General features: G+C 53.7%; 20 protein-coding genes. 17 read left to right on the forward strand and 3 right to left on the reverse strand.

What is annotated here, in order from left to right; genetic code table 11:
* The first annotated feature begins 1 nt into the window (after nucleotide 1).
* Together murC and ACTID9_RS09390 are read left to right on the forward strand one after the other, a co-directional pair.
* Nucleotides 2–1,390: a UDP-N-acetylmuramate--L-alanine ligase gene (gene murC, locus ACTID9_RS09385; RefSeq protein ID WP_441070930.1), complete on the forward strand. Its 1,389-nt coding sequence runs from the start codon at nucleotides 2–4 to the stop codon at nucleotides 1,388–1,390.
* Between the two features lie 154 nt (nucleotides 1,391–1,544).
* On the forward strand, nucleotides 1,545–6,836 hold the full coding sequence (locus ACTID9_RS09390; protein WP_441070931.1) for an Ig-like domain-containing protein: 5,292 nt from the start codon (nucleotides 1,545–1,547) through the stop codon (nucleotides 6,834–6,836).
* 120 nt (nucleotides 6,837–6,956) lie between these two features.
* On the opposite strand, the gene ACTID9_RS09395 is transcribed toward ACTID9_RS09390, so the two are convergent.
* From ACTID9_RS09395 to ACTID9_RS09405, 3 genes are read right to left on the reverse strand one after another with little or no spacing between them, the layout of a single operon-like run.
* Complete coding sequence (locus tag ACTID9_RS09395; protein WP_441070932.1) at nucleotides 6,957–8,774, reverse strand: hypothetical protein; 1,818 nt, start codon at nucleotides 8,772–8,774, stop codon at nucleotides 6,957–6,959.
* A gap of 17 nt (nucleotides 8,775–8,791) precedes the next feature.
* On the reverse strand, nucleotides 8,792–9,505 hold the full coding sequence (locus ACTID9_RS09400; RefSeq protein ID WP_441070933.1) for a type II secretion system protein: 714 nt from the start codon (nucleotides 9,503–9,505) through the stop codon (nucleotides 8,792–8,794).
* Entirely contained in the window at nucleotides 9,502–10,158 is a 657-nt protein-coding gene (locus ACTID9_RS09405) for a hypothetical protein (protein ID WP_441070934.1), read from the reverse strand. Before ACTID9_RS09405 ends, ACTID9_RS09400 begins: the two co-directional genes overlap by 4 nt.
* A 246-nt stretch (nucleotides 10,159–10,404) precedes the next feature.
* Here ACTID9_RS09405 and ACTID9_RS09410 point away from each other — a divergent pair, with 246 nt between their 5' ends.
* The 15 genes from ACTID9_RS09410 (at nucleotide 10,405) to ACTID9_RS09480 (ending at nucleotide 25,112) form a co-directional block, all read left to right on the forward strand.
* Nucleotides 10,405–11,403, forward strand: a complete 999-nt coding sequence (locus ACTID9_RS09410) for a hypothetical protein (RefSeq protein ID WP_441070935.1) — start codon at nucleotides 10,405–10,407, stop codon at nucleotides 11,401–11,403.
* Nucleotides 11,404–11,446: 43 nt separating this feature from the next.
* Nucleotides 11,447–12,952, forward strand: coding sequence for a VanW family protein (locus tag ACTID9_RS09415; protein WP_441070936.1), 1,506 nt, complete (start codon nucleotides 11,447–11,449; stop codon nucleotides 12,950–12,952).
* A 30-nt stretch (nucleotides 12,953–12,982) separates the two neighbouring features.
* Nucleotides 12,983–14,641, forward strand: coding sequence for a GspE/PulE family protein (locus ACTID9_RS09420; RefSeq protein ID WP_441070937.1), 1,659 nt, complete (start codon nucleotides 12,983–12,985; stop codon nucleotides 14,639–14,641).
* A gap of 14 nt (nucleotides 14,642–14,655) precedes the next feature.
* Nucleotides 14,656–15,714: a type IV pilus twitching motility protein PilT gene (locus tag ACTID9_RS09425; RefSeq protein WP_441070938.1), complete on the forward strand. Its 1,059-nt coding sequence runs from the start codon at nucleotides 14,656–14,658 to the stop codon at nucleotides 15,712–15,714.
* Nucleotides 15,707–16,915, forward strand: a complete 1,209-nt coding sequence (locus ACTID9_RS09430; protein WP_441070939.1) for a type II secretion system F family protein — start codon at nucleotides 15,707–15,709, stop codon at nucleotides 16,913–16,915. Before ACTID9_RS09425 ends, ACTID9_RS09430 begins: the two co-directional genes overlap by 8 nt.
* 22 nt (nucleotides 16,916–16,937) lie before the next feature.
* Nucleotides 16,938–17,477: a type II secretion system protein gene (locus ACTID9_RS09435; protein ID WP_441070940.1), complete on the forward strand. Its 540-nt coding sequence runs from the start codon at nucleotides 16,938–16,940 to the stop codon at nucleotides 17,475–17,477.
* Nucleotides 17,478–17,503: 26 nt separating this feature from the next.
* The gene (locus tag ACTID9_RS09440; protein ID WP_441070941.1) at nucleotides 17,504–18,277 is read left to right on the forward strand and encodes a prepilin peptidase; all 774 of its coding nucleotides are present in this window, start codon (nucleotides 17,504–17,506) and stop codon (nucleotides 18,275–18,277) included.
* A gap of 10 nt (nucleotides 18,278–18,287) precedes the next feature.
* On the forward strand, nucleotides 18,288–19,379 hold the full coding sequence (pilM, locus tag ACTID9_RS09445) for a type IV pilus biogenesis protein PilM (RefSeq protein WP_441070942.1): 1,092 nt from the start codon (nucleotides 18,288–18,290) through the stop codon (nucleotides 19,377–19,379).
* Complete coding sequence (locus ACTID9_RS09450; RefSeq protein ID WP_441070943.1) at nucleotides 19,376–20,011, forward strand: PilN domain-containing protein; 636 nt, start codon at nucleotides 19,376–19,378, stop codon at nucleotides 20,009–20,011. Before pilM ends, ACTID9_RS09450 begins: the two co-directional genes overlap by 4 nt.
* Before the next feature lie 29 nt (nucleotides 20,012–20,040).
* A complete protein-coding gene (pilO, locus tag ACTID9_RS09455) occupies nucleotides 20,041–20,748 on the forward strand; it encodes a type 4a pilus biogenesis protein PilO (RefSeq protein ID WP_441070944.1) in 708 nt (235 codons plus the stop codon).
* A 73-nt stretch (nucleotides 20,749–20,821) separates the two neighbouring features.
* Nucleotides 20,822–22,198: a hypothetical protein gene (locus ACTID9_RS09460; protein WP_441070945.1), complete on the forward strand. Its 1,377-nt coding sequence runs from the start codon at nucleotides 20,822–20,824 to the stop codon at nucleotides 22,196–22,198.
* 210 nt (nucleotides 22,199–22,408) lie between these two features.
* Nucleotides 22,409–22,603, forward strand: coding sequence for a DUF4321 domain-containing protein (locus ACTID9_RS09465; RefSeq protein WP_441072520.1), 195 nt, complete (start codon nucleotides 22,409–22,411; stop codon nucleotides 22,601–22,603).
* 31 nt (nucleotides 22,604–22,634) lie between these two features.
* Nucleotides 22,635–23,228 carry a Maf family protein gene (locus ACTID9_RS09470; protein WP_441070946.1) on the forward strand — a complete coding sequence of 198 codons (594 nt, stop codon included), beginning with the start codon at nucleotides 22,635–22,637 and terminating at the stop codon, nucleotides 23,226–23,228.
* A 74-nt stretch (nucleotides 23,229–23,302) separates the two neighbouring features.
* Entirely contained in the window at nucleotides 23,303–24,004 is a 702-nt protein-coding gene (radC, locus tag ACTID9_RS09475; protein WP_441070947.1) for a RadC family protein, read from the forward strand.
* 64 nt (nucleotides 24,005–24,068) lie between these two features.
* Nucleotides 24,069–25,112 carry a rod shape-determining protein gene (locus tag ACTID9_RS09480; protein ID WP_122917497.1) on the forward strand — a complete coding sequence of 348 codons (1,044 nt, stop codon included), beginning with the start codon at nucleotides 24,069–24,071 and terminating at the stop codon, nucleotides 25,110–25,112.
* The last annotated feature ends 9 nt before the right edge of the window (nucleotides 25,113–25,121 follow it).

The following is a 25,121-nucleotide window of genomic DNA, read 5'->3' on the forward strand; positions in this document are numbered from 1 at the left end:
GGTGGATCAGACCCAACACGTCCACTTCGTGGGCATCGGCGGCTATGGCATGAGCGCCATCGCCCGTGTCTTGATCGACCTTGGATACAAGGTGACCGGCTCGGATGTAGCCATGAACGAATTGGCGAAGAAGCTGGAGGCTCGCGGTGCGATAGTTTACATAGGGCATGCGGCGGAGCAGATCGAAGGGGCCGACCTGGTCGTCTATTCGACTAGCATTTCAGAGGATAATGCGGAAATACGTGCAGCAAAAGCAAGCGGTGTGCCAGTGCTGCACCGTTCGCAGATGCTCGCAAAAATGATGAACGAACGAAAAGGCGTGGCGATTGCCGGAGCGCATGGAAAAACGACAACGACCTCGATGATTGCCCATGTGCTCGAAGAGTGCGGCGTCGACCCGACATTTATCATTGGCGGCGAACTCATGAATGCCGGCACGAACGCAAAGGCCGGAAAAAGCGATTTTGTCATCGCAGAGGCGGATGAGAGCGACGGATCGTTCCTCGAATATCATCCGGTCTATGAGGTGATCACGAATATCGAACCGGACCATCTGGAGCATTTCGATGGTGATTTCGGCAACCTGAAAGCGGCGTACGCTGAATTTCTCAGCCATTTGAAGCCGGAGGGCAAAGCGGTCGTCTGTGTGGATGACGAGCACGTCCGCGAGCTGATGCCGAAGGTGAAAGGCACGGTCGTGCGTTACAGCATCGACCCGTTGCATCGCGAAATGGCTGATTATCACGCGACAGACATCATCGTCGGCGATCGCAAAACCTCTTGCCAAATTTGGCACAAGGATGAGCTGCTTGGCGAGCTGCACTTGTGTGCGCCAGGAAAGCACAATGTGGCCAATGCGCTGGCGGCGATCATCGTGTCGCTGGATATCGGGCTGCCGTTTGAAAAAATCGCGGCAGCGCTGACCACATTCCGCGGAGCGAAGCGCCGGTTTCAAATCATCGGCGAGGAGCGCGATGTGCTGGTGGTCGATGATTACGCGCACCATCCGACGGAGATCATGGCGACGCTCAGCGGAGCGCGGGCATCCGGCCGCCGCGTCATCGCAGTCTTCCAGCCGCAGCGCTACACGCGCACCTATTTCCTGATGGAAGAGTTCAGCCGTGCGTTTGCGGACGCCGACGAGGTGATCATCACGGATATTTATTCGCCGGCAGGGGAGAAGCAGATCGAAGGGGTCAATTCCCAGGTGTTGGTCGAGAAAATTCGTGCCAACAGTCACTCTCGCGCCCAATATATCGCGACGAAGGAAGACGTGCAGGAGAAATTGCTCGATTCCGTTCGTTCCGGCGATATGGTACTGACCATGGGGGCGGGCGATATTTACAAAACCGCGTATTGGTTGGTAGAAAAATTAGGAAAAAACTCCTAACAAATTTGTGATATTTCTCGGAAAACTCGCTTCAAGATGGGCGAGTTTTCCTTTTGTTTGTCCTTTTATATGGTAAAATGGTAATGATTATTCAATCGATTGCAAATGGACAAGCAATTGGAGGAGGGGAACGTTTTTGATGAGACAAAGGGGTATGACTCAACGCATCCTGGTCATCCTGCTCGCGCTGATTCTGATCATCACGGCGATCATGCCGTTTCTCCCGATCAGCTTCTCGGGACAGTCGCTGTTTTTGCCGACAGCGCAGGCGGCGCAGGATACGACCGGAAATGGCCCGAATGGTGATTGGACCGCGTCCAAAGCGACGTATTACGCGACAGATCCGAACCATGCCAACATCGGCGCCGAGATGATGGTTCGCTATGGCGACATTGACAACTTTGGAGCAGGTTGGGGCGGAAAAGACCCGTTTACGGGGGAAATCATCAATGCGCCTTACCCGACGATCATGCATGGGAGCAGCGATCCGGCGGGTACGGACCAATTGATGGTCATTAAAACGTTTATCAATTACCAGAAGCCCAAAAACTGGACAAGCGATGACAGCGTGGCGGATGGGTACACCCGGACGTATTACAACAACAATAACAAGTCATTGCCGGGTGCCGTGCCGATTGAAATGGTGTATAACCTGCGCGACATCAAGGTTAAGTCCGCCATTTTGCAATTATACGTAAACGATTTTCAGGCGAAAAAGCCGAAAGATAAAGGCTGGGACAAATACGTTACCTACACGGCATATTTCGATGGGGTAGCAGCCCCGTTCATTTCCAACCAGATCAATTCGATGAACCAGAGCGGCCCCCTCGGCCAATTGCTTACTTTTAACATTCCTGTCGAGTATTTGCCGCTTTTGCAAGACGGAAAGCTCTCCATCAAGCTCGATGATGACAGCACGACCAAGACGCCTTATGGGGACGGGGTTGCGATCGACTTTGCCAAACTGCTGATCAACCCGGGCGACTATTCCAATGTCGGTTCGATCAGCGGGACGGTAAAAAACACATCGGGCAAACCGATCGCTGGTGCAACGGTTTCCGCGATGGGGATGGCCGTTGCCACCACAGATGCGTCAGGAAACTATCAATTGAACAAAGTGCCGTTTGGCCTGGTCGTATTGGAGGCGTCCGCTTCCGGCTACCAAACGGGGCGGATCGAAATCCCCAACTTTAAGAGCGGGTATAATCAGCCGGCCAATTTCGTGCTGACTGCCCAAAGCAACAACGCGAATTTGGAAAACCTGGTGGTATCCTCGGGCAATCCGCTGCCGCTCAGCCCTTCGTTCAGAAACGACGTCACATCTTATACGATTGATCTCGACAGCAACCTCGATCGTGTGCAGGTGACGCCTACCACAGAGGATAAAGGGGCAACGCTTACGGTAAACGGGGTCTCGCTGCCAAGCGGTACGGCCAAAGAGATTCCGCTCTCGATCGGGCAGACGGTCGTGACGATTGTCGTCACTGCACCGAACGGCACAACCAAAACATACACGGTTACGATCAAAACACCGCAGCTCAGCATTTCGCGCTCACTTGCAAAAAATACGGTGAAGGCGAATGAAGAGGCGACGGTTACCTATGTGATCGAGCCGAAACCGCTGCGTGCCGACCAAGTCACAGGCGGGGGCGCTTCCTATCTGATGAGGAACATCATCTATCGCGAAGACCTTCCCGCGAATGTGACGGCGGGAATCGATCCAAACTGGACGACGACTGCTCAACATACAGCCAGTCATATCGAGGTAAAACTTCCGGATATTCTCTATACCAAAAATGGCGATCAATACACGGCTCCAAAACAAACCTACACGATGAAGCTCAAAGCATCGAAGGAAGGCTCCTATGTTTTGGACAAGGGGCAGCTGGAGTATCCGTATTTGGACGGTTCTCGCAAAACAGCCAATTTCGATGCGCTGGTATTTTATGTCGAACCGGTTGTCGCCAGCATCACCCTGGACCAAAAAGAATTGAAGATGCAGGTCGGCGATGTATACGACCGGCTGAAAGCCACCGTGCTGCCGGCAAATGCTGACCAGCGCGTCACGTGGAGCAGCAGTAATACGAGCATCGTCACCGTGGAAAATGGCGTGCTGACGGCGAAAGGCCCGGGAACGGCCACGATTACGGTCACTTCCGCGGATGGCAGGATCAGTGCGCAATGCCAGGTCACGGTGACTCAGCCGGTGAAAAGCGTTGCGATCGAGCCGGCAAGCGTGGAATTGAATGTCGGCGAAACGATGAAGCTGACCGCCATCATTCAGCCTGCCGATGCGTCCAATAAAAATGTGACTTGGACGTCAAGTGATCCTCAGATCGTCACAGTCGACAGCAATGGAACGATCCAGGGCAAACAGCGTGGAACCGTGACGATCACGGTCAAGACCGAGGATGGCGGGCTGATTGCGATATGTGACGTCACTGTCGTGCAGGCAAGTAACGGCAATGCAACGTCTTCTTCCATCTACGCATGGGGTGCGAACGACGAAGGCCAAATCGGCGACGAAAAGGAAAAAGTCGACCGCTATCTCAAACCGATTCCAGTCCCCGCATTTGCTGATGTGGAAGCGACCGGCATCGCAGCTGGCGCAAAGCACTCCATGGCGGTGACCAAAGACGGATACGCCTACACATGGGGACGCAACGATCAAGGCCAGCTCGGAATCGGCAACATGGGCAATACGTGGAGAACGGAGCATTTTCCGCAGCGGTTGCCGAAGCAAGATAGCAACACGAATTTTACAGCTGTTTGGGCAGGCGGCAATCACTCCTTTGCGAAAAATGCCTTGGGAAACGTATATGTGTGGGGAAGCAACCAGTCGGGTGAGCTAGGTGCGAAATCGGCTAACGGTCGGGAAAAATCACCTTTGCTGATAAACTCCTTGAACCCGTTGTCCAAAATCGCAAGCGGCAGCTCGCATACCGTTGCCATGATGGGCGCCAACCGTGTGGATACGGCCGGGGACAATACGTACGGACAGCGCGGCAATCCCGGGTTCAGCGGGACGGAACAATTTGTGCAGATTTATAAAGATTTTACCGGCTATACAGGCTTTACGAATTTCAAAGACATAGCTGCAGGGGACAATTTTGCGCTTGCCCTGCAAAACAACGGAATCGTATGGGGCTGGGGCGATAACGCGAGCGGTCAGCTCACGTTTGCCGAAACAAAGCAGACGACCCCGAGACAAATTACGGCACTGACCAACGTGACGACGATGGCTGCTGGCAAAAGCCACAGTCTGGCGGCTACCTCGGATGGAAAAGTGTACGCCTGGGGTGACAACCAGTACGGGCAGCTGGGCAATCAGGCGAGTGGACCGAAAGTGCTGACCCCGGTGGAAATCCCGGCGCTCGCCGGCAAAAACGTGGTGCAGCTAGCAGCAGGCGACGGTTTTTCCGTAGCGCTCACCGCGAATGGCGATGTATATACATGGGGGCTGAACAATCAAGGCCAATTAGGCTTGGGCAACACAACCGATACCAAAATTCCGACAAAGGTGCCTGGATTGGGCGGTGTGAAAGAGATTGCCGCAGGGAATTCGCACGTGTTGGCGCGCGGCGGCAGCTTGAGCCCGGTCACAGGGGTAACGCTGGATAAAACCAGGGTCAGCGTGCAGGTAAACGAGTCCTTGCAGCTCACCGCAACGGTTCAACCGCCCGATGCGGCCAACAAAAATGTCAGCTGGACTTCTGCTGATCCAAAGATCGCCACAGTCGATGCGAACGGCAAAATCACCGGGATTGCGGTCGGGACAACGACGGTAACCGTCACGACAGAAGAGGGCAATTTCACCGCGACGTGCGAGGTAGAAGTCAAGCCAGCGCCGATCCCTGTCATCAAGGTGACCGGTGTGACGCTTGATAAATCGTCCATGACCATGAATGTCAATGAGACTGGCCAGCTCACCGCAACGGTACGGCCAGCCGATGCAACGGATAAAACCGTCCGTTGGAGCACAGCGGACAGCAGCATCGCAACGGTCGACGCGGATGGAACCGTTACCGCCAAAGCGAAGGGCAAAACGACCATCACGGTCACCACGAATGATGGCAACTATCAGGCGACCTGCGAGGTCACAGTCAACGAAGTCATTCCGGTTACCGGTGTGACGCTTGCCCCGACATCGATGACGCTCGGCATTGGTGAGAGCCAAAAGCTGACGGAGACCGTCTCGCCAGCTGATGCGACGGACAAAACCGTCACATGGAGCACGGCAGACAGCCGAATCGCAACCGTCGATGCAGATGGATTGGTCACCGCTGTAGCGCCTGGCAAAACGACCATTACCGTAACGACGAATGACGGTCATTTTCAAGCAACATGCCTGGTGACGGTGGTAGAAGGGGAAACGGGCTTCCGGGTCTATTTGTCCCAATCAGGAGGGGTTCCGGTTCGCTATCAGGATTTCACATTCCCGGGCCCGGTTTATGTGGAGCTTCAATTCCCGAGCGGCATGGGGAATCACATGTACTGGATTGATGGGCAGCAAGCCACCTACACCGGAAGATTTAAGGTTGAGAAGGACGGTACGACCGAAATCAGTTACTATGCCAAACCGTCGGACGTCGGCAAGGACAAGACCACCAAGCTGATCACCATTGACAAAAACCCGTTCAATCCTGCAAACATGATCAAAATTACGCAGATCAACGGCGGCAGCGGTGACTTGACGTTTAGCATCGACCTTAAAGGCACGGAAATGGAAAAATCGGATCGAGTGAGCTATAAGATTGAAAAAGGTGCGCAGCTGTCTTCAGTAGGCGATGGCACGATGGTGGGAAAAGGCGGATCAGCTTTTGAGGCAGAGGTTCATGATTCGTTCTTTAAAAACGATTCGAAAGGATTTTACCTGCTCACCATAACGGCAACCAGGACGATCGAAATCGAGGATGAGAATGGAAATGTGGTCGACACCAAAACGCTGTCGCAAAGCTACCACGAAGGCTTCCTGATCAGCCCGGGCTTTGAGCTGAAAGCGGCTCAGTACGCGGATGGCAATCTATTGCCATTGCCGTCTGATCGCAACACGTTTATCTCCAGCAAACCGATCACCGTGACATTGGTCAAAACGGCCGACTCGTTCTTCCCGGCCGAGGTTGCCAAGCTTTCGGATGCAGACAAGCTGAAGTTCGGCACATTGTTTGATCAAAATGGCGACGGTGTCATCCGGCCTGGCGACGATTGGGATTGGGGCGTTAAAAGTATCGAATATGCGATCGTACAGAAGGGAACGAACATCGAGACATATTCGGGATGGAAGCCGCTCACGACCACGCAGTTCGTGATCACGACGCCGAATGTCGATTGGGACATTTACATCAAGACAACGGACAACGCAACGCGCTGGGGGAAAATCCCCGTCACGAAATACACAAAAATCCAAGGCACATTCCGTGTCAACCCAACGAACAAAAAACTGTAAGGCAAAAACTCCTTCCGTCAGCTGTGGCGGAAGGAGTTTTCCTTATCCAGATATGAAACCGGCCTTTCAAAATGGCCGGTTTCTTTGCGTATCGATTGGATGTGCGAAAAAGCCGCAGCGTCAGTTCGATTCAAACGCCATCGATTGAATATGATACGACAGCCGGTGAATGATCGGGATGCCAGGCGGTGTATTTTCAAAAATGTCGTCCGCATAGATCGTGCTGAGGCGGGACGATTTGGGATCATTGTTTTGAGCGTCAGCGAAATCCGGTTCGGTTGTGTCTTGTTTTGGCTTATTCACCTTTCCTCGCACAGCATTCAACTCGATTCGGTTCGCGTGAATCCCGCCGACAAACCGTACGTTCGAACCGACGCCATACAGCGTGACGCCTGCCGGGGCTTGGCTCACGATAAAGACATGCATTTCCTTGGGCTTTGGTGTCGGGGAGTCGTAGTCATATAGATTGAGATTGTAGGCTTCGACCGTCCCTTTCGCCAAAATCACCAATGTTTTTCCGGTGTTCGGCGTTTCCTTTGTGGCACCGTCTTCGGTAAAGTAGACGTTTTTGGATACGTAAACGGTTCCGTTGATTTGGAAATTTTTCTGTACGTAAAGATCGCCGTTTACGTAAATGTTGCCTTCAAACGTCAGGTCCTCCAGGACAGCATTGCCGTTCACATAGATGAACGCGTCGGAATTGCGCGTGCCTGCGGAATCAACCAGGGAGACGGTGCCTCGCAGAGTGGCAGACGCTGCCGTATCGGTTTCGTCCCCGCTCCCGCCGACGAGCAGATTGCCGTCGATGACTTGCAGGTCCGCGTCTTCCTGCATGGTCAGATTTCCGTTGATTTGGAACGTTCCGGGCGACTGGAGATGATGCTTCTCCCCGATGATGACGCTTTGATTTACCTCGCTTGTGCTAACCACTCCACTTTGATCTTCCCCTTGATAGGTGAGCGGTTCGATTGCGGACGATTCGCCGAGCTTTTTAAAAGGAATGGTTGCTCCTTTCCGCACTACGACCTCATCAATCGGCTGAATGTTCCCGAAATGCGGATTTGCCTGGAACTTGAGCGTAGGTGCAAGCACCAGCGCTTGATTCCATTGGCTTTGGACGGCCTTTTTCACCGAGGAAGAGCCGTTGTCATCGAAGGGTATGCCGTCCTTTTGAAACCGGCTCAGCAAGTCCTGGGATGGGACAAAGGGAACTTCAGCGACCCCAATGATCGAAGGATAGGTCGACTCCTTATATCTGGGCGTCATATTCGCAACATTTTCGTTTGTTTCCAGATAGTACGTGGCGGTTTTGGAAAGCGAATAAGCATGTGAGAACACATCGCCCTCGATGTAAGCCGCGCCATTCAAGGTGAGCACGGAGGCCGGGTCGTCCGGCGTCGACAGCACATAATAAAATTCTTCAGGCAGCGAAGTGACGTAGATGGTTGCCTTCAAGGTGCTCCGATCCACATGTCCGTTCGCAGAAGGGGCTTCCCCCACCGACTCGACAACAAGCTTGGCCACAAACGCCTCGATTTTCTTCTTTTCGGTCTCCGCTTTGGTCGGCTCCCGCTTGATCGTGATTTTGTAGGCGGATTCGTTCAAAGGGGTAAACGAATTCGCTTCCAGGCTGGAAAATGCATGGTGATAAGCGTCCTGGACTCCCTCGACATCAAGCGTATTGCTGTCGCCTGTAAGCATGGCTGTTTTTCGCTGGATCTCGGCGTTGCCTTGTGCCACCGCCTTGTTGATGCGGGCGAGCGCTTCTTCCATGCCCATCCGCGCGTTATATTCGGCTTCGCTGCGGCTTTCGGTTTTTCGCGCCTGTACCAGGCTGCTTAGCGTGACTTGCAGCAGATTGGTGCCGATCACGGTCAATAAAACGATGACGATGAGAGCGACGATCGCGGCGTATCCATTCTCTTCTTTAAGCTTCATGGCTGTCGTCCCTCTCTTTAGTCAATGTGAATCCGGCTTGTGATTTGATAATGGACGGCCTCGTTGCCTGTCTGGCCCATGGTCAGATTGAGCACCAGCGCCGAATCGCCGGTTTCGTTCGTTTCCACCGTTAGCGAAGAGGGGGCGAGCAGGGGAAAAGCCGGATCATTCAACTGTACCGTCTCGATCGGCGCACGCCAGTCCTCGGTTCCTTCCGCATAGCTTGTAAAATAGCACGTCTCCGTAAAAAGCAGATTCGACCGGTTCGTCGGCACGGAAAACGTTTCGCGAATCAGTTTATAGGGCGGCCCGTTGCTGCCTTTCGTGACAGGAACGATCGAGTAGAGATAATAGATTCGCGGGCTGGTCGCATTTTCCAGTTGCTTCTTGCTTGTCCATAACGCACTCTGATAGAGATCATTGGTAGAATTGGCAGTCGTATTCTTCACACCGCCAACCGTATCGCCCGGCTTGGAATTGATGAAGGCGAGAACATCTTCCGATTGGTCCGTATTGGTCATCGAGCTGATGATCGCATTGGCCAGGGCGTCTGCATGGTTGCGGATCGTGACATCAGCGGTCACTTCCTTCTTCAAGGAAAGCGCGGAAAAAAACACGCCGTTGACCATCGTGATCACGAGCCCGAAAAGCACCAGACCAGCCAGCAGCTCAATCAGCGTCAGACCGCTGTCATCCTGGAATCGGTCACGAAAGGAGCGATTGCGCTTCATCGTCTCAAGTCCTCCTTCGTGATGTAGCATTCTACCGTGGAGGAAGTGCGCGGATTCGTTGCTGCGTCGGGCGCATCTCCCCAGTAAACCGTAACGGTGGCTTTGATCAGCAAATCTTCGAACGACTCGCTTTTTGCAAGCGAATTGACATTGGTCAAAACGACTTTCGTATGGTAGGTGGTGCCGTTGATATGGTCCAGGTCCGCTTCGGCTTTGGGTGCGAGCGTGACGGGACTGACGTCAACAAGAGGCGGGAGCAGTTGTGCGGGAGCCGCCTGATGCAAATTTTCCAGCTTCGTCGCAAGATCGGGAATGGCGGCAGCCGCTGGATCATTGAGCTTGCCCGGATCGCTCAGCAGTTCCTCAGCAGGATAGCTGTTGAGCAAATGTTCCAGCTGCTCGCTGACCTGCGATGGTTCGGTTCCAACCAGTTTCAACCGAATTTTTTGAAAGCTCGCCTCTTTCCAGCGCAGCGCCTCCTGCCTTGCCAGCGTGCTCGTGATCAGCTTGCGATCCGACACCTGCGCAGTGCTCTGCGCCTGATAGAAATATTTGATGAATGTAAGCGAAATGATGGAAATAATCATAATCGCCGCAATCACCTCGATAAGCGAGGAGCCTCGCTCCGATCGAAACTGATATATGTAGGACATAAGTATCACCGTACTCTCTGCAAGACTTGCTAGAATGACACAAATTATTGACGAAATTCATTTGATTCTTCCAAAAAATATAGGACTATTGTATTATAAATGGGAGCAAATTGGGAGTGAAAAAACGCGATATGACGAGCAAACGCCAAATTTCACGAGATTGATTCGATCCGCTTCCAATCATTCCATGCTATCCATTTTTGTCGATTTTAGTCGAAATCAAGTGTAGTTTATCATGAAAGGGTGGTGGATGCCATCATGCTGCCCGTTCTACTGTCAGCCGTCGTGAGCGGTTGCCTCAGCTTGCTTGCAGGACGCATGACGTACGCGCTTTATCCTGCGGCAAATGAACGAGCCCATGTTCTCATGCTGTATCTCGCTTTTTTCAGTCCGCCGCTGTTTTTTCTGATTAAGCTGCAATTTGGTTTATCAGCGTTCCTGCTCACCCTGGCATTATGGACGGCGGTTGTGCTAGTCGCCATTGCGCTGTATTGGAAGAGGGGCAACAGGGACGAACAGGCGGATGAGGAAGAAGAGGCGCTGCTTGCTTTTTCGTGGGAACTGCCGGAAAAAGAGCAGATGCAACTCACAACTGCGGAGTCAGTCATTGAGAATGATAGGCTTGCAAGCGATAATCCGATCGCAGAGAAAACACAGCCGCTACCGACCGTGGACACAGAGGTGACGGTGGCCGTTGTGGACGACACAGCAATCCAGCTTACACAGACCGGGCTTGCGAGCAAGGAGATTGCGGCCATGGCCGCAGGAGAAGAGGACAGCGCTGCTGCTAAGCTCTTCTCTGATGAGAACAGTCCCGTATACATACATGCGCCGATCCATGCAACGTCGCCCGAACACGACGTTGCAGCTGTTTTGGCACAGCCAGAAGTGCAGGAGGAGGAAGCCGGTTACGATATCGAGCATTTTTATTCGAGACCGGAAGATAAGGAAGGGACAGACGAGAACGCCGTATTGCCGGATCAGGAAGATTCGCGCGAGCGCGAATTGCTCTCGGATTTGTCCGCATTGCTGGAAGAAGAACACGTTCTGCAGGAACCTTCCCGTGCCCTGCAATCACGCCAAGAGCAGGCGTTGTGGTCGCTGCCAACCTCTCCCGTTTTGCAGATGGAGTCGCTGGAGGTGGCGGCACAGGAAAGCGCAGCTGCAATGGAACAAGTGCCGATTGAACAAGAAAAATCGCGATTATACGAACTTGAGGAACTCATGCAACCTCTAAAAGAATAGTGGAAAAGCCGGGTGAAAACGAATGGAACGAAGTGTCGCTAGAATGCCGGAAAGATCATTTCTGTTCGCCCTGTACCTCATCATCGTCCTTCTCTCGATCGGCCTGACGACGCTTTTCGCCAACCCGCTTTCCGCGCTTCTGGCGCCAAAACAGCTGTCGCCAGCAGTTACAGTGGGCGGACTTTCCCTGGGAGCGCTCGATGCGGACCAGGTCAAGGTGAGACTGCATGCGCTGCTTGAAGCAGCGAAGCAAAAACCTGTCCATGTGGAATATGGAGAAAAGCGGTGGACGATTTCTGCCGAACAGCTAGGGATCAACTATGACGAACAAGGAATGTATGAGGACATCCTGTACGCTTCCGCCAATTCGCAAGGGATCAAAAAGCTGTGGAACAGCTGGACGCATGAACCGGTTTCCACGCAAATCCCTTTTCAATTCAAGTGGAATCAGGAAGCCGCAATCGAGACCTTGCAGCAAATCGCAAAAGAAATCGACCAGCAGCCGCAAAATGCAGCATTTTCGATCCAGGGCGGGCAAATCCGTTACACGCCCCATCAGATCGGGCGGGAGCTGTCTGTCGACGAAACGATCAAACGAATGGAAGTCGCGATGGGGACGGCGCAGCCGGAATGGACAGTTGCGCTTGCGGTTAAAGAGACGCAGCCGTCTGTTACAGGAGACAAGCTGGAGCAAATCACCGCGCTGCTTGCTCAAGCGTCGACCGCGCTGCCAGCCGACTACAAAACCGTGCAAAAAAACCTCGAGACGCTTGTCAAACGATTGAACGGCACGCTTTTGGAAAGCGGCAGCACGTTTTCCTTTACGAAAAAACTGGGACCGTTTGTGACGGGAGACGATTATATGACGCTGCCGACCGCGCATCCGTTGACGGAAACGGGCGGGGTGCAGTTCGGAATCGGACAAGCCGCTTCAACGCTGTATGAAGCAGCTCTGCGGTCCGGTCTGGACATCCGCGAGCGACATGCGCATCTGCAGCCGCAATCGTACACCGCACCGGGCCTCGATGCCGCGGTATGGGACGGACAGCTTGACCTGAAGCTGGTCAACCCCTTTTCACATCCGGTTTACATCGATGCCAAAATCGAACAAAACCGTTTGTTTATCCGCCTGTACGGCAGCAAAGAGGACGTGCGGCAAACGGAAGTGCGGGTGGAGAACGTCGAAACGTTTCCAGCGAACACGGTTGTGCTGATCGATGGACAGATGCCTTCTTACGAGCAGAGGGAAGCGCGTCCCGGTGTCAGCGGCGTCATGGCACAGGTGTTTCGTTTGACCAAGACAGACAAGGTGCCGACGGGTACCAAACAAGAACTGGTATCGAAGGATTACTACCGGCCGATACCGAAAGTAGTATATATCGGCCCTCCCCCAACACAAGTGGAAAACGGACAAACGGGAGAGGGTGCGAGCGGGACGGAGCGCCCGGCAGACATTCCGCTGCAGCAAACGCCAGCAGAGGGTAACGTGCAAGGTCAAGCGCCATCTGCATTCCAAAATGACCCGAACGTGATCCCCCCTTCTCCATAACCACGACGCATAGAAGGGAGCAAAAGCCACATGGAACGAAAAAGACTAGGCGATCTGTTGGTTGAAAGCGGCATGATTACCGCCGAACAATTGCAAAAAGCGTTGCAGGAACAGCAAGTAAGCAGGCAAAAGCTGGGGGATGTGCTGCTCTCGCAAGGCTACATCTCGGAAACCCAGCTCATCGAGGTTTTGGAATTCCAGCTCGGCATCCCGCATGTCAGCTTGTTCAAATTCAAGTTCGACCAGTCGTTGACCGGCATCATCACTGAATCGATGGCCAAGCGCTATCAGGTCATCCCGTTGAAAAAAGAGGGCAGCAAGCTGACGGTTGCGATGGCCGATCCGCTTGATTATTTCGCGCTCGACGATTTGCGGATGTCGACCGGCTTTCAGATCGAGCAGGCGATTGCGACGCGAGATGACATCCAGCGTGCGATCATGCGGTATTACAGCTTGCAGGAGTCCGTCAACGAGCTGATGGAAGATTTGCCGCAAGACCCGTCGCAAATGGAAAACGAGCTGGCCGATGAAGATTCGCCGATCGTCCGCCTGGTCAACCAGCTGATCCAGCAAGCGGTCCAGACGCGAGCCAGCGACATTCATTTTGACCCGCAGGAGGACAGTCTGCGCGTGCGGCTGCGGATCGACGGTCTGCTGCGCACGGAGCGAACCTTGCCCCGCCACATGACCAATATCGTGACGGCTCGTCTGAAGATCATGGCGAATCTGAATATCGCCGAACGGCGGATTCCGCAGGATGGCCGCTTGAAGATGGAGATCAACATGAAGGAGATCGACATCCGCGTTTCCACGCTACCCACCCTGTATGGGGAAAAAGTTGTCATGCGGCTTTTGGATTTGTCGACCGCAATCAGCGATGTGGAGAGGCTGGGCTTCAACAAGCGGAACATCGGATTGTTCCAGAAAATGCTGGACGTGCCGAGCGGCCTGATCTTGATCACGGGTCCGACGGGAACGGGCAAATCCTCTACGCTCTATGCCGCTCTCAACCGGTTGAACGGCGAGGATGTCAATATCATTACGGTCGAAGACCCGGTCGAGTACCAGCTTGAAGGCGTCAATCAGGTGCAGGTCAACCCGGCGGCAGGCATGACATTTGCCAAAGGGCTGCGCGCGATTTTGCGCCAGGACCCGAACATCGTGATGGTGGGGGAGGTCCGCGACCTGGAGACCGCCGAAATCGCCATTCGCGCTTCTTTGACCGGACACCTGGTGCTAAGCACGCTGCATACGAATGATGCGGTCAGCACGATCACGCGGCTGGTCGATATGGGCATCCCGCCGTTTTTGCTCTCCTCGTCGCTGACAGGGGTTGTGTCCCAGCGGCTGGTGCGCCGCATCTGCTCGGATTGCCGGATAGAAGTCGAGCCGACGGCGCATGAACGCTCCTTGTTGGAACGGCGCGGCCTGCAATGGCAAAAGCTGTACAAGGGACAAGGCTGCGGCAACTGCAGTATGACGGGTTACCGTGGACGCTTGGCGATTCACGAAGTGCTGATGGTGGATGACACGCTGCGCCGGATGATTTTGGAAAACCGGTCGGCACGGGAGTACCGCCAGCATGCGGTCAAAAACGGGATGATCCTTTTGCTCGATGATGGCTTGCTCAAAGTGTTGCAGGGACATACCACCATCGATGAAGTCCTGCGCGTTGCCGTAAACGAATAGGAGGGAATGTCCTCATGGATGAACAGACATTTGACAGTATCCATTTGCTGAAGCTGGCGTTTTCCTCCAAAGCGTCCGACTTGCATCTGACGGTGGGGGCACCGCCGATTTTTCGCGTCGACGGCGACTTGAAACGGTACGGGCAAAACTTGCTCACCCCGGCGGACACCGAGCGAATCGCGCGAACATTACTGAAAGCGGACCAATACGAGCATTTCCTAACCAAAGGCGAGCTGGACTTTTCCTACGGCGTGCCCGGCGTCAGCCGCTTCCGGATCAATGCCTACATGCAGCGCTCTTGCATCGGACTCGTCGCACGGGTGATCCCGACAACGGTGCCGACGCTTGATCAGTTGAACATGCCCGACATTTTGCAGCGATTCGCCGAGAAGCCGCAGGGACTGCTCTTGGTGACGGGGCCGACCGGCAGCGGGAAATCGACGACGCTGGCCGCCGTGATCGATTACATCAACCAAACGATGTCGCGCCACATCATTACGCTGGAGGACCCGATTGAATATTTGCACCGTCACGGGCGGTCGATCATCAATCAGCGGGAAGTCGGTTTTGATACGCACAATTTCGCCAATGGCTTGCGGGCAGCGCTGCGGCAGGACCCGGATGTGATTCTGGTGGGGGAAATGCGCGATCTGGAGACGATCCATACGGCGATTACCGCAGCGGAGACGGGACATTTGGTGCTCGCCACGCTGCATACCTCAGATGCAAGCCAAACGATCGATCGGATCATCGACGTGTTTCCGGCACACCAGCAGCCGCAAATTCGCATACAGCTGGCGGCCGTGTTGCTCGGTGTCGTCTCGCAGCGACTGTTCCCGCGCACAGAAGGCAAAGGGCGTGTAGCCGCGACGGAAATCATGGTGAACACCCCGGCGATCGCCAACCTGATTCGACAGGAGAAGGTGCACCAAATCAGAAGCATGATGCAGACAGGCAAAGCGCTCGGCATGAACACGCTGGAAATGTCGATCCAGGAGCTTTTGCAAAAAGGGCTGATCTCGCCGGAAAAAGCCAAGCTCTATCTGGCGGACGAGGAGTGGGCACATGGCTGAGTTTCAATACCAAGCGGTCGACGAGCTGGGGAAACGGCAAAAGGGCGTGATCGCTTCCCAAACAAAAGGGGCAGCGATCGCCGAGCTGAAAAAGCGGGGCCTGATGGTGCGGGCGATCGAGGAAAAGCCGAAATCGTTTCTGCACACGGAAATCCAGATCGGCAAACCGGTGAAAACGGAAGATTTCGTTGTTTACTGCCGCCAATTCGCCACGCTGATCCGCGCAGGCGTATCGCTGGTAGATGCGACAAACATCTTGAGCAACCAGGTCGACGGCAAAGTGCTCCGCAAAACATTGATGGAAGTGACCGAAAAGCTGCGCAAAGGAACAGCGCTGTCGCAGGCAGTCGGCGAATTCCCGAAAATTTTTCCGCCGATCTTTATCAATATGGTACGGGCAGGGGAAGAAGCGGGGAATCTCGATGACGTGCTGGAACGGCTGGCGATCCAATTTGAAAAAGACTATTTCACCATGGAGAAAGTGAAATCGGCCATGACGTATCCGATTGTGGTCGGCATCTTTTCGATCCTGTCGATCGCATACTTGCTGACGAATGTCGTACCGCAATTCGCGGGCATCCTCACGGCGGCAGGCACGGAAATCCCTGCGCTGACACGCTGGGTGATGGGCATCAGCAGCAGCCTGGTCGAGCAGTGGTATTTGTGGCTGCTCGGCATCGCAGCCATTCTGCTTGCGTACAAGCTCATCTCGAACAGCCCGAAGGGACGATACACGATCGATTACGTCAAGCTGCGCCTGCCGATTTTCGGCGTCGTGTTCCGCAAAGCCGCGATCGCCCGGTTCACCCGCACGCTCGGTTCGCTGTTCAACAGCTCTGTGCCCGTGCTGCAATCGCTGTCGGTCGTGGAAAAAGTCATCGGCAACGCAGTCATCGCCGAGACCATCCGCAACTCCCGCGAAAGCCTAAGCGCCGGCCAGCGCCTGTCCGATCCGCTGCGCCGTTCCTGGGTCTTCCCGCCGCTGGTCACCCAAATGATCGCGATCGGCGAAGAAACAGGTGCGCTGGACCACATGCTTAACAAGATCGCCGATTTCTATGAATCCGATGTGGAAAACACCGTAGACAAGCTCAAATCACTGATCGAACCGATCATGCTCCTCGTAGTCGCAGGAGTAGTCGGCACCATCATCGCCTCGATCATGCTGCCGATGTTTAAGATTTATGAAACGATACACTAGGAACGGATAGGAGAGATGTTGGATGAAAAAACTGTGGTCGCGTTTGCAACGGCTGGTTAAAGAGGAAAAAGGTTTGACGCTGATCGAGCTTTTGGCAGTTATTGTGATTTTGGGGATTATTGCGGCGATTGCGGTGCCGGCGATTACGGGGATTACGAATAATACGAAGAGAGAAGCACATAAGGCGAATGCGCATCAGATGGTCGAGGCTGCTAAGCAGATTGTAGCAGTAAATGGATTTAAGCCTGATTACAGCTCAGATAATTGGACACCTAATACAGTTGATAGTGACGGTAAAATCAAGGCTGGCAAAGCAGCAACAGCACCTAAATCAAATGTAATGGAAATTTCTTTAGCGGAAATGATTACACTGGGGTATTTTACTGGAATTAAAGATCCGGAAGCATCGGACGGAAGTGACTATACTTCAAATGCGCAAATAGTAAGGGTTTATAAAGACGGAAGCACTTACTCCTACTTTGTAACTATTAATAGCGCTAATGATAGTTCCGATTTTACAGATATTCCTGAAGCTGATATAGATAAACTTGTACTAAAATAGCAATAATCCCCCCGAAAGGAGCCAACATGACGCCACTGGATCTCTTCTTCACCCTCTTCTTCTTCATCCTGGGGCTCTGCTTTGGCTCCTTTTACAACGTTGTCGGCCTGCGCATCCCGCTGAAGCAATCGATCGTGAGCCCGCCCTCCCGCTGTCCGAAATGCGAGCGGCGGTTGAGCGTTCTCGATCTGCTGCCGCTCGCAGGTTATCTGTTCCGACGCGGCAAATGCGCCAACTGCAAAAAGCCAATCGCAATCCTATATCCGCTCATGGAGCTGTTGGCTGGCATATTGTTCGCGTTTGCCTATCTGCAATACAACACGCAGCCGACAGAGCTGTTTATCGCGCTTCTGCTAATCTCGCTTTCTATCATCGTATCGGTCAGCGATACTATCTACAGGCGAATCCCCAACGCGGTGCTGCTGACCTTCTTGCCGCTGATCGCCCTATGCCGGATCATCTGGCCGGTGGATTTTTGGTACAGCTATTTGCTCGGCGGGGTGCTCGGCTTTGCCCTGCTGTTTGCGATCGCGGCCATCAAGCCGGGGGCGATGGGGATGGGCGATGTGAAGCTGCTCGGCGTGTTGGGGTTCGGCATCGGCTGGCAAAACGTGCTGCTCACATTGTTTCTTGCATCCGTGATCGGTTTGGCAGTCGCCATCGTTTTGCTCGTTTCAGGTAAAGTGAAATGGAAGGGCGCAATCCCGTTTGGCCCTTCTCTCTGTGCTGCGGCGCTGCTCGCATTTTTTTGCGGCGACCGTTTGCTCGAAGCCTATCTATCCTTGTTCATCCAACTGTGAGGTGAAGGTCATGTGGAAACGTCTACTGAAAGGGAATACACCGAATTGGCAGGTCGGGCTGCACTTCCTTCCCTATGCGATCAAGCTGGCGGAGGTGCGCGCCGCCGATTCTACCTATGTGCGCAAGCAGGGGATCGTCCCGATTAATCCCGACATCATTGATAACCATGGCGTTCGCGACCGGGAATGGTTGGCTTTTGAACTGGAGAAAAAAGTGAAGGAATGGCATCTGCGCGGCAAGGAAGCCATCCTGTCTGTGCCGCTTTCCAATATCATCATTCGCCGGTTGACAATCCCGAAAGTGCCTGACAAGGAGATTCGCGATCTGGTGGAGATCGAAATCGAAAACTCGCTTCACCTGCCGTTTCAAAAACCGGTATTCGATTATGTCAAAATCCAAAATCCGCTTCTCCTGCCCAAAAAGGACGAGGCAAAAAACAGCGCGAGTGCCACCGGGTATGAGCTGGACGCCGAGCTGGAGCTTCAGCGCGAGCAAATCCAGCTGATGGTGATCGCCGCGCCGGAAGATACGGTCCAAAGCTATGTCGATACGGTGCGCAAAGCCGGTTTGAAGCCGGTTGCGGTCGATATCGAGCCGCTTGCCCTGTATCGCACGCTCGATCAGGAGTTTCCGGAAATCGCGGGCAATGGCATTTTGCTGATCAACATCACGTTAGCCGGAGCGGAGGTTGCCATTTTTTCCGCAGGCTACCCGGAGTTCGTCCGTTCGGTCGAGCTGTCGGTTCCTTTTTTCAACGCACAGCGCAGCAGAAGCTCGCTGGAGATGGCGAGACAGGCGATCGGCCTGATGGAGCGGGAAAATCGGCTGGAGAGCTATGTAAACGACCTGAATTCGGAAATGACACGAATCATGAACTTTTACCAATATTCCATGCACGATGGCAAACAAAAAGTCGAGCAAATCTATATGACGGGCGACTTTGGCGATATGCCAAAACTGGCGGAAAAGCTGCGCAGCCGGTATAGCATACCTGTCCATACCCCGGCTTTTTTACAGGTGGTCCGTCTGGATAAAATCAGCAGCCTGTTTGCTTTTGAAGCGGCGGTCGGCCTTGGATTAAAGGAAGTGCATAGTCGATGAGCGCTCACATTCAGATCAACCTGTTGCCACGGCCCAAACGGAAAATCCGTCAAATTCCCGTCATTTTGCTGCTCGGCATTCTTGCGATCGGGGCGGGCAGCTGGTATTTGGTACGGGACTATCAGGCGACGGTCCGTGACAATGCCGCGCTCGAAGCGCAGATTCAAGCGATCAAGGCGCAAAAGGAAGCCTTGCAGCAGACGTTGACGCAAGCCAGCCAAAAACCGGCCGATAAAGTGGATGCGACCGCATACCTTGCGCTGCCGCAATTGATCCGCAACGCGTCGGTTTCGACCGATTTTCTTCTGGACCGCTTGGCGGAGCTGCTGCCTGCAGGCAGTGTCATCAGCACCGTTGAATTCAAGGAACCGGACCAGGTGAAGGTTAGCGGGAAGTTCAGCACGGTCGAGGAGGCGGTCAGTTTCATCCAGGCTGTTGACCATTCCGCTTATTTTGCGATGGCCAAGATCGGGTCCGTCAGCGTAAGCAAGGATCAGAAAGCATTGGTAGAATCCGTGATCGGGCAAAAAGTCGCACCGTTTTACATGCTATCCTTTGAATTGACGGTCAAGAAGAATCAGGTCACAGGTTCGCCGAATGCGCAGCCAGCTGCCGCGCCCCAGGGACAATAACACACCAAAAAGGAGAGGAGAAATAAGGCATGACGATCAGTCGACAGACACTGCTTTTGGTGCTGATGCTAGTTTTCCTTGCCGGGGGTGCCTTTTATTACTTTGCGCTCATGCCGCTAAAAGCGAAGTCAGCCCAGCTCTCCGCTGATTTGGAGAAGGAAAAGTCGTATCTTGCAGCACTGCAGACAGCAGACGCGAAAAATAAGGGACAGGAAGTGGCGACGCTCCCGCCGAAGTTCCAAAACCAAATCCCGGAAGCGCCCTATCTGGAGCAAATCATGCTGGACATGACCCGTTTGCAAACCGTCAGCGGAGTTGATATGGACGGGATCGGACTGTCCAACAGCCTGGAAAATACAGCGGATCAGACCGGCCAAGGCAAGGCAAAAGCCGCGAAGTTTACGCCGATCGGATCATCGGCGGGGCAAGAGGGACCGACGTTTACCGGATTGGAGAACGTCAGCATCTCGACGAAAATCACGGGCAACTATGCGCAGGTGCACCGCTTTTTCCAGGAGGTGAACCAGTTGCCTCGGGTGATTCGCATCGATCAGGTCAAAATCTCGTCAAATGGCGGGAACAACCTGATAGAATTGCGCCCTTCGGCGGATGCGCAGAGATTCACCGCTGAAGTGACGATGGAAGCGTTCTTCTCGCCAGCGCTCGCGCCTTACTTCCCGAATCGCTTGCCGATTGTCGTAGCGCCACCGGCCAACCATGACAGTCCATTTGAATAAAAGCTTGTCATATTCGTAGATTTCCCCCCGTATGCTAGTTACTAGAAGAGTGCTGGTCAGAGGGGGATTTTTTATGCAAGCCAAAAAAAGCAACCAAATCACGATCAAACTGGATGGACAGCCTTTGCCGCAAGCAAAACCGGGCCGTCTGCCGATACAGCCAATTAAATCCACCCTGCATGAACATCAGGAAAAAACGCAGCATCAAACCGTGCCACCGTTCGATGAAACGAATATGCCCGCAAATCCCGTGACGGCGCCAGAAGCCATTCCCCATGACGATGACGCCATGCAGCGCTTGTCTGCCATCCGGCAAGCACGGGAAAGCAGAGAAGTAGAGCCTTTCCTTCAACCGGGGTGGGTGGAAGAGGAAGCCCTGCCGAATGACATCCATGCAGCAGAAGAAGTTGAAACGAGCGACAGGCAGCAGGGGCCGGTGTGGGAGGAAGAGGACGAGCCGAAACGTGGCAAGCTTGCGGCGTTTTTTGGCAACAAATACCGTGTGCTCTGGAAAAAGCCCGGGATGAAGATGCTGATTACGGTGACAGGGGCGGTGGTGGTCGGACTGCATTTCGGGTTCCTCGTCCTCGCGGTGTTCATGAACGAACAGCTCTCCCAATCCTATCGAACAGTCCTGGATGGAACGGTGCAGACGTTGGCGGCAGTTCAGGGGAACGCGCAGCAAAATACCCAACAGAATGGACAAAGCTCCGCGGCCGGGACGCACGCCCTGCCTGTGGCAGGCGAGGCAGCGAAAGGAGCGGCAGGAAGCCAGAAGATCCAGGTCACGCTGCCTGACCAACGGCTTTTCATCGCGCAGGGCGGTGTGTTCAGCGATCAGAAAGCGGCTGATCAAGCGGTGAAACCGCTCGCTGACAAGCAACTGCCACACATGTATGTCGAGGATGGCCCGAAACGGTACCTGTACCTCGCTGCAGCCACGAGCCGCGACCAAATTCTCGGCCTCGCCAGCCAGTTAAAAGCGATTGGTCAGGATGTTTATATAAAGGAAGTGACATTTCCAGGCATTAACAAGGGACTGACATCCCCAACCCAACCGACAGTAGCGGGTGCGCAGTCTGCCGCGTCGTTCAATCCGGCGGATGCACAAGGGTTTCTGGTCACGGGTTTTGAGCTTGCCCGCACGCTTGCGGATTGGTCGGGGCAGATGATGCGTGACGGCAAGGTGGTGAAGCTGCCCGCAGAGGCTGATGCCAAGCTGACCGAGCAGCATCGAAAACTGCTCGAGCAAAAAAAATCATTTGCCCAGATGATGCCGGAAGCGGCGCATGCAGACCTTGAGGCAATGGTGAACGGCATCACCCAAGCGGTGACGGCGTATGCCCAGGTGAAAAATCCGAACGCAGAATCGTATGCCTGGCAGGCGCAAAAAGGGGTACTCCAATTTGTGGAAAGCTACTTGCAGATCGTCAAGAAAATACAGCCGTAACAATTGATAAGACAGACTTTCTTGCAGGGAGGTCTGTCTTTTTGTAGAGTGGAGTGCAAGAGGATTTCAGGGATTGTTTCGCCATCTGTCATTTGCTACACTTATGTGTGGTTGTGATACCATCCACCCTTATGAAAGTAAGGATATAAAGGAAGAGAGAGAATGGTCGGGAGAGAGACGGTTACGTTCGTGTTGATTTTGCTCGCTGGAATGATTGCGGGAAGTATTCTCGGCGATATTTTGGGGGAGTGGCTTCCTTTTTTGAGGGTATCCAAGACTGTGTCATGGTCTCCTTCTCTGGACCTTGACATTCTGACGTTCAAACTTTCGCTTCAGTTGAAATTCAACTTGGCCAGCATCGCTGGGCTCGCATTCGCATTCTGGATTTCACGACGTGTAAGATAATTACTTGCTGGTAAGCTGGGTGGGAACAAAAATGTCAATTCAATCAACGCTTCTTCCGCTCATTTTGGCCTCGGGCTCTCCGCGCCGCAAAGAGCTGCTCCACGCATTGGGGTTTCCTTTTGTTGTGCAGTCAAGCGATGTGGACGAATCATGTGACGCCGGTTTGGCACCGGAAGCAATTGTAGAAGAGCTGTCGCTGCGAAAGGCGAATGCCGTGGCAGCCGAAAAGACGAGCGGGCTGGTGCTCGGCTCCGACACGATCGTCGTATTGGACAATCAGGTTCTGGGCAAGCCGCAGGACGAAGCGGAAGCGTTCCGCATGTTAAAGTCTCTGGCTGGCCGCGAGCACGTCGTGTTCAGCGGAGTCGCTTTGGTGGACGCTGCAAGCGGACGGCATGAAGTGGCGCACAGCTCGACGAAAGTACGGATGCGGCCGATGTCGGATGAGGAAATTCGCGCCTACATCGCGACAAAGGAACCGATGGACAAGGCAGGAGCCTATGCCATCCAAGGAATTGGAGCAACCATCGTCGAGGGAATCGTCGGCGATTATTTTACGGTTGTAGGATTGCCACTTGCATTGACGGCAGATTTGCTCAAGCGTTTTGATTTGCATGTTCTGTAGCGGATGATCCGACTGCCTAGACCTTCTTCTTGAGAAAAATCACCGCAACGAAAGAAGAAGCGGAGGGCAGAAAAATGAGTAACGCAAATGTGTGCAACAATTGGGGGAGCAATTACGTCTTTATAGAAGAGCGTCCACGCGAGCGTTTGCTTCGTTTGGGGGCTCAAGCCCTTTCAGAGGCGGAATTGCTCGCAATATTGCTGCGAACAGGCACGGAAAAAGAGAATTCCTATCAGCTTTCTGTTCGCCTGTTGGCTTCATTTCACGATTTGCGCGGGCTCTCACAGGCATCCTATGATGAACTGGTCAAGATCAAGGGAATAGGACCGGTCAAAGCGATTGAATTGCAGGCCGCGTTTGAGTTAGGACGTCGGCAAATGGGAAATATAGTTGGTAAACGTCCGGTCATTCGTTTACCCAGAGACGTAGCCGACTTGATGATGCCGCAGATGTCGATGCTCACGCAAGAGCATTTTGTCTGTCTGTTTCTCAATACGAAAAATCAAGTGATTGGCAAACAAACGGTATTTGTGGGCAGTCTGGACGCTTCGATCGTACACCCGCGTGAAGTCTTCAAAGAAGCGATTAAGCGTAGCAGTGCTTCCGTCATCTGTTTACATAATCATCCGAGCGGAGATCCGACACCAAGCCGCGAAGATATTGCTGTAACGAAGACACTGGTGGGAGCAGGGGACCTGGTGGGCATTTCGGTGCTCGACCATGTCATCATTGGTGATGGCAAGTACATCAGTTTGAAAGAGCAAGGTTATTTGTAAGGATTAATTCGTTAGGAAGAGCAGGATTCGTTCTTGCTTGCGAACATACGGAAGGAGATTTTTTATGTTTGGTGGTTTCGCACGCGACCTGGGCATCGACCTGGGTACAGCCAATACGCTTGTTTATATCAAAGGAAAAGGGATTGTTGTCCGTGAGCCGTCCGTCGTGGCGATTCGGACCGATACCAATACGATCGAAGCGGTGGGGAATGCCGCCAAAAACATGATCGGTCGTACGCCAGGCAACATCGTGGCTGTCCGCCCGATGAAGGACGGGGTTATTGCCGATTTTGAAACAACGGCGACCATGATGCGCTACTTCATTCATCAGGCGCAAAAGAACCAAGGCTTGTTCAGCCGCCGCCCCAGCGTGATGGTTTGTGTTCCTTCCGGCATTACCGCAGTCGAAAAGCGTGCGGTTGAGGATGCGACCAAGCAAGCAGGGGCGAAAGAAGCGTTTACGATCGAGGAGCCGTTTGCAGCCGCAATCGGTGCGGACTTGCCGGTTTGGGAGCCGACAGGAAGCATGGTTGTCGACATCGGGGGCGGGACGACCGAGGTTGCGATCATTTCGCTCGGCGGGATCGTAACCAGCCGTTCGATCCGTGTGGCAGGCGATGAAATGGATGAAGCGATCATCCAGTATATCAAACGCCGTTACAACCTGATGATCGGGGAGCGCACCGCTGAAACGCTGAAGCTCGAAATCGGTTCGGCAATCGCACCGGAAGAAGAGGAGTCTGTTGACATTCGCGGGCGCGACCTCGTAACCGGATTGCCGAAAACAATCAGCGTGACCAGTGAAGAAATTGCCTCCGCTTTGTCTGAAACCGTAGTTTCCATTGTTGAAGCTGTGAAGATCACGCTGGAAAAAAGTCCGCCTGAGCTTGCAGCTGACATTATGGACCGCGGAATCGTGCTGACCGGTGGCGGGGCTCTTCTGCGCAACCTGGATCGTTTGCTCAGCAAGGAGACCGGGATGCCCGTTCACGTTGCCGAAAATGCGCTTGACTGCGTAGCGATCGGTACCGGACGAGCACTGGATAATATGCATCTGTTCAAGTCGAAGCATGGTATTACCTCTTCCCGTTCCAAACGGGGCCGGTAAGAAGGCGGT

The organism is Brevibacillus fluminis, from assembly GCF_052072235.1.
GTDB lineage: Bacteria > Bacillota > Bacilli > Brevibacillales > Brevibacillaceae > Brevibacillus_D > Brevibacillus_D fluminis_A.